Raw genomic sequence first — 12,144 nt, 5'->3', positions numbered from 1 at the left:
CGCATTCCGTATGCGCGCTCACAGGAGACTCGTGGTCGGCGACCCGAGTTGTAAGGACGTTGATTACGATTCGGTCATGGCGAAGAAGCTCGTGATCAAGGTGACCGCGGGGGCCGATGCCCCCGAGCGCTGCTCCCAGGCGTTCACGGTGGCGGCGGTGGCCGTGGCCAGCGGAGTCGACGTCTCCCTGTGGCTGACCGGCGAGTCCGCGTGGTTCGCGCTGCCGGGCCGCGCCGCGGAGTTCGAGCTGCCGCACGCGGCACCGCTGCCCGACCTGCTCGACTCGGTGCTGGCGGCCGGCCGGATCACCCTGTGCACCCAGTGCGCGGCCCGCCGCGACATCACGGAGAAGGACGTCATCGAGGGCGTCCGGATCGCGGGCGCCCAGGTCTTCGTCCAGGAGGCCCTGGGGGACGAGACGCAGGCGCTCGTGTACTGATCGCGCGTACCGGTCCCGGCCCCTGTCCCCTCCGGGATCTTCGATCTTCTACTGGCGCCGTTTCTTCCCGTCCAGTTCGTCCCACCAGTCGTCGGACTTCGGGTCGCCGGAGGGGTCGTCCCACCAGCGGTCCTCGGGGCCGCGACGGTTGGCGACCATCGCGGCGACCGGTGGGATCACCATGGCGACCACGCACATCCCGACGGCCACCGGAACCGACCAGATGCGCACGACCCCCCAGGCCAGGACGAACAGCGCGATGCAGATGCCCATCATCACGAAGTAGGCGTGCCGTCGTCGGGCGTACATGGCTCCAGGGTAGGACCGGCACGGGCCGTGCACCCGTCCGGGGAAAGCGCGGGTTCCCGAGTGTGCGAAAGGGCCGCACCCCGGGGTCGAGTCCGGGGTGCGGCCCTTCGCCGTCAGGTTTGGCTCAGACCGCGATCGCGACCTCGGAGAGGCCGCCCTGCTGGGCGACGACGGTGCGGTCGGCGGTGCCGCCGGGGACGAGGGCGCGCACGGTCCAGGTGCCCTCGGCCGCGTAGAAGCGGAACTGGCCCGTCGCGGAGGTCGGGACCTCCGCGGTGAACTCGCCGGTCGAGTCCAGCAGACGGACGTAGCCGGTCACGGGCTCGCCGTCGCGGGTCACCTGACCCTGGATGGTGGTCTCACCGGGCTTGATCGTCGAGGCGTCCGGGCCGCCGGCCTTCGCTCCGCACATGTCGTACTCCTGTAGAGGTGTTGAAAGGTCGGTCGGGGGTGGTTACTTGTTGGCGCCGAGCTCGATCGGCACGCCGACGAGGGAGCCGTACTCGGTCCAGGAGCCGTCGTAGTTCTTGACGTTCTCCACACCGAGCAGCTCGTGCAGCACGAACCAGGTGAGCGCGGAGCGCTCACCGATGCGGCAGTAGGCGATGGTGTCCTTCGCCAGGTCGACCTGCTCGTCGGCGTAGAGCTCCTTGAGCTCGTCGTCCGACTTGAAGGTGCCGTCGTCGTTGGCGTTCTTCGACCACGGGATGTTGCGGGCGGACGGGACGTGACCCGGGCGCTGCGACTGCTCCTGCGGCAGGTGGGCGGGCGCGAGCAGCTTGCCGGAGAACTCGTCGGGCGAGCGCACGTCGACCAGGTTCTGCGAACCGATCGCGGCGACGACGTCGTCACGGAAGGCGCGGATGGCCTTGTTCTGCGGCTTGGCCTTGTAGTCGGTCGTGGCGCGCTCGGGCACGTCCTCGACCAGCTCGCGGGCGTCGAGCTCCCACTTCTTGCGGCCACCGTCGAGGAGCTTGACGTTGTCGTGGCCGTAGAGCTTGAAGTACCAGTAGGCGTACGACGCGAACCAGTTGTTGTTGCCGCCGTAGAGGATCACCAGCGTGTCGTTGGCGATGCCCTTCGCCGACAGGAGCTTCTCGAAGCCCTCCTGGTCGACGAAGTCACGGCGGACGGGGTCCTGGAGGTCCTGGGTCCAGTCGATCCGGATCGCGTTCCTGATGTGGTTCTTCTCGTAGATGGACGTGTCCTCGTCCACCTCGACCACGGCGATGCTCGGGTCGTCCAGGTGGTCCTGGACCCACTCGGCGTCTACCAGGACGTCGCTGCGGCTCATGCTCTTTCTCCTCCGGGGCAGTTACGGCGGGGCGTGCAGTGAGAGGGGTGCGCGCGCTCGTGGGGCGAGGGCAGCACACGGGCGCCCTTCACAGGGCGCGGGGAATGCGGAAGGCGGCGCTTCCGCTCAGAAGGTGCGACAGAGCATGGCGGCGACGCGGCACAGGTCTACTGCCCGCCGCTTCGTGAGATCCGCCTGTCGCTTCATGCGTCGATCGTAGGGACGGACAGCGGGACATGTCACCGCCGTGTCGTATTTTGAGATGCGATCGTCCGGGATGCGAGACAGAAAGGGGGCCCGGCCCGTGCTCGCACGGTTCCCGGGCCCGCGGATGGGCTGTCACATCTACGGTGCGGACGGCCACGTCTCACGAGTCGGACGGACCTGGTCCGCCGACCGTCGTCCTACCCGGCCAGCCGGACGTTCGAACCCTTCACGGAGATCCGCACACCGTCCTGCGCGGCCTGCACCTTGTCCAGGCGGATCCCGCCGGGCAGCCCGTCGATGGTCTGCTGGAAGTCGGTGATCGAGCGGATCCTGGTCTCCGCGAGGTCGACACCGAGGTCCGGCAGGGAGTCCGCGTGCACCGTCACGGTGTCGCCGTCGACGACCGCGGCCGAACTGAGGACGGAGACCGTGCGCGGGAGCCTGGCGCCGAGGACGGTCGCGTCGAGCTCGACCTTGAGCTTGCCGTTGCCGCCGTCGGACAGGCCCACGATCCGGGCGGTGACGCCGGGTCCCACCTGGGTGGGCTCGGACTTGGCCGCCTTGAGCAACGTGTCGTAGCCGAGGGTCGCGGTGCCGGTGGCGGTGGCCGCGGTGGCGGAACTGAAGTCGCCGGAGAACGTGACGTTCCTCATCTCGGCCGTCAGCCCGTCGATGCGGATCGTGTCGTCGCCGGCGCCGGTGGACGCCTCGTAGCCCTCGATGCCGACCTCGACGTCGTCCAGTTCACCGCCGGCGGCCTGGGTGAGGAAGGGGAAGCCCTTGATGGAGACGTCCGGGGTGGTGGCCAGGTTCTCCGTGGTCCGCAGCTTGTCCGCCGCCTCGCCCTCCGCGAAGTTGACCGCCACTCGGTCCGCGATCACGAAGAGGCCGCCCAGGATCACGACGACGATCAGAAGTATTCGCAGTGCGCGCATGCGGTATGTCCCCCACCACGTCGGTCCGTGACGACCGGGTGGCCGCCGAGCGCGAGACTAGTCCCGCGGGGCACGGCGGACGGGGAATTGTCGATCACCTGTGACAGGGGAGATCGATCACCTGTGACCGGGGGGACCGGCAGACCGGAACGCCGTCCGGCGGAGCCCGGGCCACGGTCCGGCGCACACCGGGACACGTTGCGGCGACACCGGCAAACCGTGCGCCGGAGACCCGGGGGCCCTTCGGCGCGCGCCGGTCGACCCCCGCGTTCCGGCTATCCCAGCGCCCGGCCCAGTACCCACACCGCCGGTGCCGCGGCCGCCAGGGGCAGCGCCACCCCGGCCGTGAAGTGCACGAACCGCGACGGATAGTCGTAGCTCGCCACCCGGTGTCCGATGAGCGCGCACACCGCCGCCGCCGCGCCGAGCAGCGCGCCCTTCGCGCCGATCCCGGTCATCCCGCCGACCGCGATGCCCGCACCCGCCGCGGCGAGCAGCGCCACCACGACGGACGCCGGCGTCGGCAGCGGCAGGGCGCGGGCCAGGACGGCCACCGCCACCGCGGCCGCTCCGACGGTCACCGCGTCCGCCTCGGCCGCGAGGTACCCGGCCGCGACGACGGCAAGCGCCGCCGAGGCGACGGTCGCCATCAGGCCGTACATCCGCTCGTCCGGCTCGGCGTGCGAACGCAACTGGAGGACGAGGGTCAGCAGGACCCAGACGCCCAGGGTGCCGAGGATCGCCGCGGGCCCGTTCTCACGGCCCGCCGCCAGCAGCACCACGTCGGCGGTGAGGGCGCCCGCGAAGGCGAGCGCGATGCCCTGCCGGGCGGGCCACATGCCGTTCAGCCGGAACCAGCCGGCCGCGGTCACGGCCTGCAGGACGACGAGCGGGACAAGCAGGGCGTACGAGCCGACGGCCGCCGTGGCGGACAGCAGGAGACCCAGCAGAGCGGTGAGCGCGGCGGGCTGCATGCCGGGTTCGATGACCGGCGAACGGCCTTCGAGCCGGGCCCGCTGGGCGTCGGTGACGCGGGCGTTCCCGGCGACGGTGGCGGGACCGTAGCCGGCGGCGCCGGGAGCCGCCGGGGCCTGCCGAGTCACCGGAGCGGGCTGGGAGACCTGAGCGGGCTGTGCGGGCTGCGGGTGGCCGGGGTCGTACGCCTGCGGCGGGAGGTACGAGGTGTCGGCCGCCGGGACGGGCGCGTGCATCTGCGTCTCCCAGGTCTGCCCCTGCCACTGCTGCGTGTACTGCTGCGCGGCCTGCGGGTCCCCGTACTGCTGCTGACCCGGCCACGCCTGCTGCTGTTGCCCGTGCGGGTGCTGTGCGTGCACCTGCTGTGCGTGTGGCTGCGGCTGCTGTTGCTCCTGTGACTGTGGCTGCTGCTGTGACGGCTGCTGCTGGTACGGGTCGTAGCCCTCGTAACCCTCGTAGCCCTCGGGCGCCTGGTACCCCTGATGCCCCTGGTATCCCTGATGCCCCTGATAAGGGGCACCGCCCTCGTACGGCTGGTTGGTCATCTCACCCTCCTGCGAACGGCGGGAGCACCTCGACCGTGCCGCCGTCGGTCAGCCGTACCGTCTCATGTCCGCGGGTGCCCACGGGGTCGCCGTCGACGAGGAACGAGCATCGCAGCAGGACCCGTACGAGTTCGCCGGGGTGTCGCTCACGCGCCGCGTCGAGCGCCTCGGCGAGCGTGGCCGCGTCGTGCGGCTCCTCGGCGACTCCGGCCGCGGCCTTCGCGGCCGCCCAGTAGCGCACCGTGACCTTTGCCATCTCGTTCCTCTGTGTATCGGCAGTCAACAGGGTCAGGCTAGCCCGCCCGTGCGGCGGCCCAGTCTCCGATCCGGCCCAGCAGCTCGTCGCCGACCGCGTGTTCGGCGTGCCCCATGCCCGGTTCCAGCCAGAGTTCGCCGTGGTCACCGGCGGCCGCGGCCAGCATGCGGGGGTGGTCCACCGGGAAGTAGCCGTCGCTGTCGCCGTGCACGATCAGCAACGGCGTCGGGGCGATCCTCGGCACCGCCTCCACCGGGGACAGCGGGACCGGGTCCCACTCCCGGTGGTGGATGCGCGTACGGAGCCCGTAGCGGCCCACCAGACGGCCCGCGGGCCGGGTCACGATCCAGTGCAGCCGCCGCATGGGGGCCGTGCCCCGGTAGTACCAGCGGGCGGGGGCACTCACCGAGACCACCGCGTCCGTGTGCGCGTCCCCGGTTCCCGCACTCCCCGCACCCCCCGGCCCTCGTCCGTGGAGCGCCGCGTGGCGCAGCACCACCGAGCCGCCCATCGAGAAGCCGACGGTGACCACGCGCGCGTGGCCGAGCTCGCGCGCCCAGGTCACCGCGGCCGCCAGATCGAGCACCTCCCGGTCGCCGACGGTCGACCGCCCGCCGGACGCCCCGTGCCCCCGGAAGGAGAACGTGACCACGGCCCCGTAACGGCCGAACGCCTCCGCCACCCGTCGCACGTGCGGCCGGTCCACATCGCCCGTGAAACCGTGCGCGACGACGAACACCAGGTCACGGGAAGGTGGCGCGGAGGCGTCGTATACGGCCGTGACCGGCTCGTATACGGAATCGATCGTCACCCCGTCGACCGTGTGCAGAAACGTCCGCAAACGGGTATGTCTGCTTGTCTCGGAGTGCGGACGATCGGTGGAACGCGCCACATGACCTGCCGAACCAGTGCTCATGTGGGCTATTCTGCTCGGCAGAGGACTCGGGCAGCGCAGCCCCCGGGTCCTTTTGTGCTTTCGGAAGCCTTGTATACGAAGCGGGAAACCGCAGGTGTACAGGGCCTCGGAGAGCATCGCGGGCTCCAGGGCGATGGAGCCGCACCAGTACCACGGCTGCGAAGCAGTGCCGCAAACGTCCTCGCAGGGACCGAGGAGGAACCAGACGTTATGGGCGAGCGAACCGTGCACGTACGTATGACGACCCAGGCAGGTGGGGCGCGATGAGTTCTCTGCTGCTCCTGACGAACGCCCTCCAGCCCTCGACGGAGGTGCTCCCCGCTCTCGGCCTTCTGCTGCACAACGTGCGCGTGGCACCCGCAGAGGGCCCCGCACTCGTCGACACCCCAGGTGCCGACGTCATCCTGATCGACGGCCGCCGTGACCTCCCGCAGGTCCGCAGCCTGTGTCAGCTGCTGCGTTCCACCGGACCTGGCTGCCCCCTCATCCTCGTCGTCACCGAGGGCGGCCTGGCCGCCGTCACCGCCGACTGGGGCATCGACGACGTCCTGCTCGACACCGCGGGCCCCGCCGAGGTCGAGGCGCGGCTGCGGCTGGCCATGGGCCGGCAGCAGATCGTCAACGACGACTCCCCCATGGAGATCCGCAACGGCGACCTGTCCGTGGACGAGGCGACCTACTCCGCCAAGCTCAAGGGCCGGGTCCTGGACCTCACCTTCAAGGAGTTCGAGCTCCTGAAGTACCTGGCCCAGCACCCGGGCCGCGTCTTCACCCGCGCGCAGCTGCTCCAGGAGGTCTGGGGCTACGACTACTTCGGCGGCACCCGGACCGTCGACGTCCACGTACGACGGCTGCGCGCCAAGCTCGGAGTCGAGCACGAGTCGCTGATCGGGACCGTCCGGAACGTCGGTTATCGATTCGTTACGCCGGAGAAGGGCGACCGCGGCGGCGACGACGCGAAGGCCAAGGCGACCGGTGGCCAGACGTCCGCTTCCACCCCGGCAAAGCCGGAGGATGCGGACGAGACGGCCGCCCTGGACGCCGCCGAGGTCCCCGCCGAGGCGTAGCGGGCGCTCGGGCAGGGCATGGCTTCCGCACCGGGAGCCGCAGGGATGCTTCCGCGCGCCCTGCGCAGAGCGGGTCCATCCGCTTGACGCCCTGCCCAGAGCGGGTCCATCCGCGTAGACTCCGCGCGTGGCCAAGGTGACTCGGGATGACGTAGCGCGGCTGGCAGGGACATCCACTGCCGTGGTCAGTTATGTCATCAACAACGGACCCCGGCCGGTCGCACCGGCCACGCGCGAGCGTGTCCTCGCCGCGATCAAGGAACTGTCGTACCGGCCGGACCGGGTGGCGCAGGCCATGGCCTCGCGGCGCACGGACCTCATAGGCCTGATCGTGCCGGACGCGCGCCAGCCCTTCTTCGGGGAGATGGCGCACGCCGTCGAACAGGCGGCGTCCGAGCGCGGAAAGATGGTCCTCGTCGGCAACTCCGACTACGTGGCCGAACGCGAGGTCCACTACCTGCGGGCCTTCCTGGGCATGCGGGTGTCCGGACTCATCCTGGTCAGCCACGCGCTGAACGACCTGGCCGCCGCCGAGATCGACGCCTGGGACGCCAGGGTGGTCCTGCTGCACGAGCGGCCCGAGGCCATCGACGACGTCGCCGTCGTCACGGACGACCTGGGCGGCGCCCAGCTCGCCGTCCGTCACCTCCTCGAGCACGGCTACGAGTACGTGGCCTGTATGGGCGGCACCGCGGACACCCCGGCGGTCGGCGACCCGGTCTCCGACCACGTCGAGGGATGGCGGCGCGCGATGAAGGAGGCCGGTCTCGCCACCGAGGACCGGCTCATCGAGGCCCCGTACAACCGCTACGACGCCTATCGGGTCGCCCTGGAGTTCCTCGCCGGGCCCGACCGTCCGCCCGCGGTCTTCTGCTCCACCGACGACCAGGCGATCGGCGTGCTGCGCGCGGCCCGCGAACTGCGCATCGAGGTGCCGGGCGAGCTGGCGGTCGCCGGCTTCGACGACATCAAGGAAGCCGCGCTGGCGGACCCGCCGCTGACCACGATCGCGTCGGACCGCTCGGCCATGGCCCGGTCGGCGGTCGACCTCGTCCTCGACGACGGGGTGCGGGTCACGGGATCGCGCCGCGAGCGGCTGAAGGTGTTCCCCTCCCGGCTGGTGACGCGCAGCTCCTGCGGCTGCGTGTGAGGCTTCACACCGTTTCCTGAGGGTTGTCTGAGAGACCTCGCCAAGCCGCGAGGACGACCTTTACATCGGGCATACGAGGTTCTGCCGGGCTTCTCAGGGAGCACTCAGCAAGCTCTCATGGTCACCGGACAAGCTCTGTTCCATGACCGAGAGCTTCCGCCGCAGCGGCGAGTACGAGCACCCCCAGGGTCACGGCGACCAGACCGCGTACCCCCAGCAGCAGCATGCCTCTTCCCCCGTCGACCCCGAGTGGCCGCCCCCGCCGGCCCACGACCCGGCGCAGCCGGTCACCGTGGAGCCCGGCACCACGGTGTGGCCCGCGCAGGCCTCCCACTCCGCGGCCCCGGCCTCCTTCACCGCCGAGAGCGGCCCCCAGGCCGGGTACGCCACCGCGCAGCCCGGCCCGGCCGCCGGCGCCTACGGTCACCCGCAGGCCGGCGGGTACGGCGGCGCGCAGGGTGGTGACGGCAGCGGCGGCGGTACGGCACTCCTCACCGCGATCCCGGCCGAGCCCGCGCCGAAGAGGAAGCGGACCCGGGGACCGATGGCGCTGCTCGCCGCCGTGGCGCTCGTCGCGGCAGCCGTCGGCGGCGGTACCGCCTACGCCGTCCAGGAGCTGACCGGCAACGACACCGTCGCCGCCAGCAGCAGCACCAGCACCAACGTGGTGCCCTCCAGCAAGAAGGGCGACATCGCCGCGATCGCCGCGGCGGTCAGCCCGAGCATCGTCGAGATCAACGCCACCTCGAACGCCGGCGAGTCCACCGGCTCCGGCGTGATCATCACCAGCGGCGGCGAGATCATCACCAACAACCACGTCATCTCCGGTGCCACGTCGATCAAGGTGAAGACCAGCGACGGCAAGGAGTACACGGCGAAGGTCGTCGGCACCGACAGCAAGAAGGACCTCGCCCTGATCAAGCTGGAGAACGCCTCCGGCCTGAAGACGGCGACCCTGGGCAACTCCGACGGCGTGCAGGTCGGCGACACGGTCGTGGCGATCGGCTCCCCCGAGGGCCTGACCGGCACCGTCACCAGCGGCATCGTCTCCGCCCTCGACCGTGACGTGACCGTCTCGACGGACGAGAGCCAGCAGCAGGGCCAGGGCGGCGGCAACGGCAGCGGTCAGTGGCCGTTCGAGTTCGGCGGCCAGCAGTTCAACGGCCAGACCGGCTCCTCCACGACGACGTACAAGGCGCTCCAGACGGACGCCTCCCTCAACCCCGGCAACTCCGGCGGCGCACTGATCGACATGAACGGCAACATCGTCGGCATCAACTCCGCGATGTACTCCGCCGGCTCCGACTCCTCGACCGCCGGCAGCGCCGGGCTCGGCTTCTCCATCCCGATCAACACCGTCAAGGCCGACCTGAACACGCTGCGGGCCGGCGGCTCCGACAGCTGACCCGCCCCCCGACTCGGCACCGAACCAGCAGGGAGTACGTCATGATCAAGCAGGTTTCGCACACGGTGGCCGGTACCGGCCCGGCCGACCTCGCCCTGGCCTTCGAGGTGGCGTACGACCTCCACGCGCCGGTGACACGGGCGCAGGCCTCGCGGGCGCCGGAGCTGGCTCCCCCGCAGCTGATGGGCCTGCGCACCACCGCCGCCCGCCCGCACCGCCGCAAGGTGCGGCTGAACCGGCTCGCGGCGATGCGCGGCTGATTCCGCCCAGCCCTTCGCCTCACTCGCCAGCCGGGAAGCATGCGAGGCTGAGAGCGTTCAGCCCTCGTGCCCGTCCCACCGCACCCTAGGACCCGAAGCCCATGAGCCCCGCCGATGGCGACCGTGACACCCAGCGCATCCTGATCGTCGACGACGAGCCCGCGGTGCGCGAGGCACTCCAGCGCAGCCTCGCCTTCGAGGGGTACGACACGGAGGTCGCCGTGGACGGCGCGGACGCGCTGGAGAAGGCGACCGTCTACCAGCCCGACCTGGTGGTCCTCGACATCCAGATGCCGCGCATGGACGGTCTGACCGCCGCCCGCCGGATGCGCGGCGCGGGCACCACGACGCCGATCCTGATGCTGACCGCCCGCGACACGGTCGGCGACCGCGTGACGGGCCTGGACGCCGGTGCGGACGACTACCTGGTCAAGCCCTTCGAGCTGGACGAACTCTTCGCCCGGGTCCGCGCGTTGCTGCGGCGCAGCTCGTACGCGGCTGCGCTGGCCGACAGCGTCGAGGCGGACGACGCCCTCACCTTCGGCGACCTCCGCATGGACCTGGCGACCCGGGAGGTCACCCGGGCCGGCCGGCCCGTGGAACTGACCCGCACGGAGTTCACCCTGCTCGAGATGTTCATGGCCCACCCGCGCCAGGTCCTCACCCGCGAGCAGATCCTGAAGGCGGTCTGGGGCTTCGACTTCGAGCCCTCGTCCAACTCCCTCGACGTGTACGTCATGTACCTGCGCCGCAAGACGGAGTCGGGCGGCGAGTCCCGGCTCGTGCACACGGTGCGTGGCGTGGGGTACGTGCTGCGACAGGGCGGGGCGGAGTGAACAGGCTCGCACGCCGGTTCCGCTCCCTGCCGATCCGGTCCCGCCTCGCCATGCTGGTCGCGGCGGCGGTGGCGTTCGCGGTGGCGGCGGTTTCGGTGACGTGTTGGTTCATCGTGCAGGGGAAGTTGTACGGGGAGCTGAACAACGACTTGCAGTCGTCGTTCCACGGCATGTCCGCGGATGAGTTCACGCAGCTCACCAAGTCCTGTCTTCAGGAACCGTCGTCGAACGAGTTCGGCGGGGGGCGGCTCAGGGGCTACGCGCAGATCATCAGTGCTGAGGGCAAGGTCTGTCTGCTGCCCGGTTCCATGGCTCAGGTGAAGGTCACCGGCCAGGACAAGGCCGTGGCCAAGAATCCCGAAGTCGGCTCCGAGACCTTCCGCAACGGCTCTGACAGCGACGGCAACGCGGTACGCGTGATGACCACGGCGGTACTCATCAAGGAGGGCCCCGTCACCCAGGGCGTGGTCGCGAACTACGCCTTCGTCGTCGCTGTCCCGCTCGAGGGAACCCAGTCCACCCTCAACGAACTCGCCCTCATCCTCCTCCTCGTCTCCGGCATCGGCGTCATCGGAGCGGGCGCCGCCGGCCTGGCAGTCGCCCGCGCGGGTCTGCGTCCCGTCGACAAGCTCACCGAGGCCGTCGAACACGTGGCACGCACTGAGGACTTGAGTATCCGCATCCCCGTGGAGGAGGACAGCGAGGACGAAGTCGCCCGCCTCTCCCGTTCCTTCAACTCGATGACCTCCTCCCTCGCGAACTCCCGCGAGCTGCAACAGCAGCTCATCGCGGACGCGGGCCACGAGCTCCGTACGCCCCTCACCTCCCTCCGTACGAACATCGAGCTCCTCAGCCGGAGCGAGGAGATCGGCAGGCCGATTCCCGCCGCCGACCGGAAGGCGCTGCTCTCCTCGGTCAAGGCGCAGATGACCGAGCTGGCCGCGCTGATCGGCGACCTGCAGGAGCTGTCGCGGCCGGACACGGGCTCGCACACGGGCAAGACGCGGGTGCTGGCCTGGCAGGACGTCGTCGAGTCGGCCCTGCGCCGGGCCCGTCTGCGCGGTCCCGAGCTGACGATCACCGCCGACGTGCAGCCCTGGTACGTACGGGCGGAGCCGTCCGCCCTGGAGCGCGCGGTGGTCAACATCCTCGACAACGCGGTGAAGTTCAGCCCGGAGGGCGGCACGGTGGACGTGCGGCTCGGCGGCGGCGTCCTGACCGTCCGCGACCACGGCCCCGGCATCCCCGCCGACGAACTCCCGCACGTCTTCGACCGCTTCTGGCGCTCCCCGAGCGCCCGCGCCCTGCCCGGCTCCGGCCTCGGCCTGTCGATCGTGGCCCGCACGGTCCAGCAGGCGGGCGGCGAGGTGTCCCTGACGCAGGCCGACGGCGGCGGCACGATCGCCACGATCCGTCTGCCGGGAGCGCCCACGCCTCCGCCCGGGGGTCCTGCCGACGCCTGATCCCGGCGGGCGGTTCCGGCAACCTTTCCCCCACCAGCTGCGACCAGCAAGTGACGTAACCCCTCACTTGACCTGATCGGAAGCAGC

General features: G+C 70.8%; 14 protein-coding genes. 7 read left to right on the top strand and 7 right to left on the bottom strand.

What is annotated here, in order from left to right; genetic code table 11:
- Positions 1 to 76: 76 nt before the first annotated feature.
- On the top strand, positions 77 to 439 hold the full coding sequence (locus tag OG985_RS24915; protein WP_371670550.1) for a DsrE family protein: 363 nt from the start codon (positions 77 to 79) through the stop codon (positions 437 to 439).
- Between the two features lie 48 nt (positions 440 to 487).
- On the opposite strand, the gene OG985_RS24910 is transcribed toward OG985_RS24915, so the two are convergent.
- The 7 genes from OG985_RS24910 to OG985_RS24880 form a co-directional block, all read right to left on the bottom strand.
- Positions 488 to 748, bottom strand: coding sequence for a DUF3099 domain-containing protein (locus tag OG985_RS24910; protein ID WP_371670549.1), 261 nt, complete (start codon positions 746 to 748; stop codon positions 488 to 490).
- 124 nt (positions 749 to 872) lie between these two features.
- Positions 873 to 1,160 carry a DUF1416 domain-containing protein gene (locus OG985_RS24905; RefSeq protein WP_359621824.1) on the bottom strand — a complete coding sequence of 96 codons (288 nt, stop codon included), beginning with the start codon at positions 1,158 to 1,160 and terminating at the stop codon, positions 873 to 875.
- Positions 1,161 to 1,202: 42 nt separating this feature from the next.
- A complete protein-coding gene (locus OG985_RS24900; protein WP_371670548.1) occupies positions 1,203 to 2,042 on the bottom strand; it encodes a sulfurtransferase in 840 nt (279 codons plus the stop codon).
- Positions 2,043 to 2,446: 404 nt separating this feature from the next.
- Complete coding sequence (locus tag OG985_RS24895; RefSeq protein WP_371670547.1) at positions 2,447 to 3,184, bottom strand: DUF2993 domain-containing protein; 738 nt, start codon at positions 3,182 to 3,184, stop codon at positions 2,447 to 2,449.
- 275 nt (positions 3,185 to 3,459) lie between these two features.
- Positions 3,460 to 4,704 (bottom strand): hypothetical protein, encoded by a 1,245-nt coding sequence (locus OG985_RS24890; protein WP_371670546.1) that lies wholly within the window; start codon positions 4,702 to 4,704, stop codon positions 3,460 to 3,462.
- A 1-nt stretch (position 4,705) separates the two neighbouring features.
- Complete coding sequence (locus tag OG985_RS24885; RefSeq protein ID WP_371670545.1) at positions 4,706 to 4,960, bottom strand: MoaD/ThiS family protein; 255 nt, start codon at positions 4,958 to 4,960, stop codon at positions 4,706 to 4,708.
- Positions 4,961 to 4,997: 37 nt separating this feature from the next.
- Positions 4,998 to 5,876: an alpha/beta hydrolase gene (locus OG985_RS24880; RefSeq protein WP_371670544.1), complete on the bottom strand. Its 879-nt coding sequence runs from the start codon at positions 5,874 to 5,876 to the stop codon at positions 4,998 to 5,000.
- A gap of 263 nt (positions 5,877 to 6,139) precedes the next feature.
- On the opposite strand from OG985_RS24880, the gene OG985_RS24875 reads away from it, so the two are divergent.
- The 6 genes from OG985_RS24875 to OG985_RS24850 all read left to right on the top strand — a co-directional run bounded on the left by OG985_RS24875 (position 6,140) and on the right by OG985_RS24850 (position 12,057).
- Positions 6,140 to 6,943 (top strand): response regulator transcription factor, encoded by an 804-nt coding sequence (locus tag OG985_RS24875; protein WP_371670543.1) that lies wholly within the window; start codon positions 6,140 to 6,142, stop codon positions 6,941 to 6,943.
- A 127-nt stretch (positions 6,944 to 7,070) separates the two neighbouring features.
- Positions 7,071 to 8,093, top strand: coding sequence for a LacI family DNA-binding transcriptional regulator (locus tag OG985_RS24870; protein WP_371670542.1), 1,023 nt, complete (start codon positions 7,071 to 7,073; stop codon positions 8,091 to 8,093).
- Between the two features lie 142 nt (positions 8,094 to 8,235).
- Positions 8,236 to 9,498, top strand: coding sequence for a S1C family serine protease (locus tag OG985_RS24865; protein ID WP_371670541.1), 1,263 nt, complete (start codon positions 8,236 to 8,238; stop codon positions 9,496 to 9,498).
- A gap of 41 nt (positions 9,499 to 9,539) precedes the next feature.
- Positions 9,540 to 9,758 carry a hypothetical protein gene (locus OG985_RS24860; RefSeq protein ID WP_371670540.1) on the top strand — a complete coding sequence of 73 codons (219 nt, stop codon included), beginning with the start codon at positions 9,540 to 9,542 and terminating at the stop codon, positions 9,756 to 9,758.
- 101 nt (positions 9,759 to 9,859) lie between these two features.
- Positions 9,860 to 10,594 carry a response regulator transcription factor gene (locus OG985_RS24855; protein WP_371670539.1) on the top strand — a complete coding sequence of 245 codons (735 nt, stop codon included), beginning with the start codon at positions 9,860 to 9,862 and terminating at the stop codon, positions 10,592 to 10,594.
- Positions 10,591 to 12,057, top strand: coding sequence for a sensor histidine kinase (locus tag OG985_RS24850; protein ID WP_371670538.1), 1,467 nt, complete (start codon positions 10,591 to 10,593; stop codon positions 12,055 to 12,057). Before OG985_RS24855 ends, OG985_RS24850 begins: the two co-directional genes overlap by 4 nt.
- Positions 12,058 to 12,144: the final 87 nt, after the last annotated feature.

This window comes from Streptomyces sp. NBC_00289 (assembly GCF_041435115.1).
Lineage (GTDB): Bacteria > Actinomycetota > Actinomycetes > Streptomycetales > Streptomycetaceae > Streptomyces.
The sequence above is the reverse complement of the archived record's forward strand: the minus strand, read 5'-3'. Positions and strand labels throughout refer to the sequence as shown.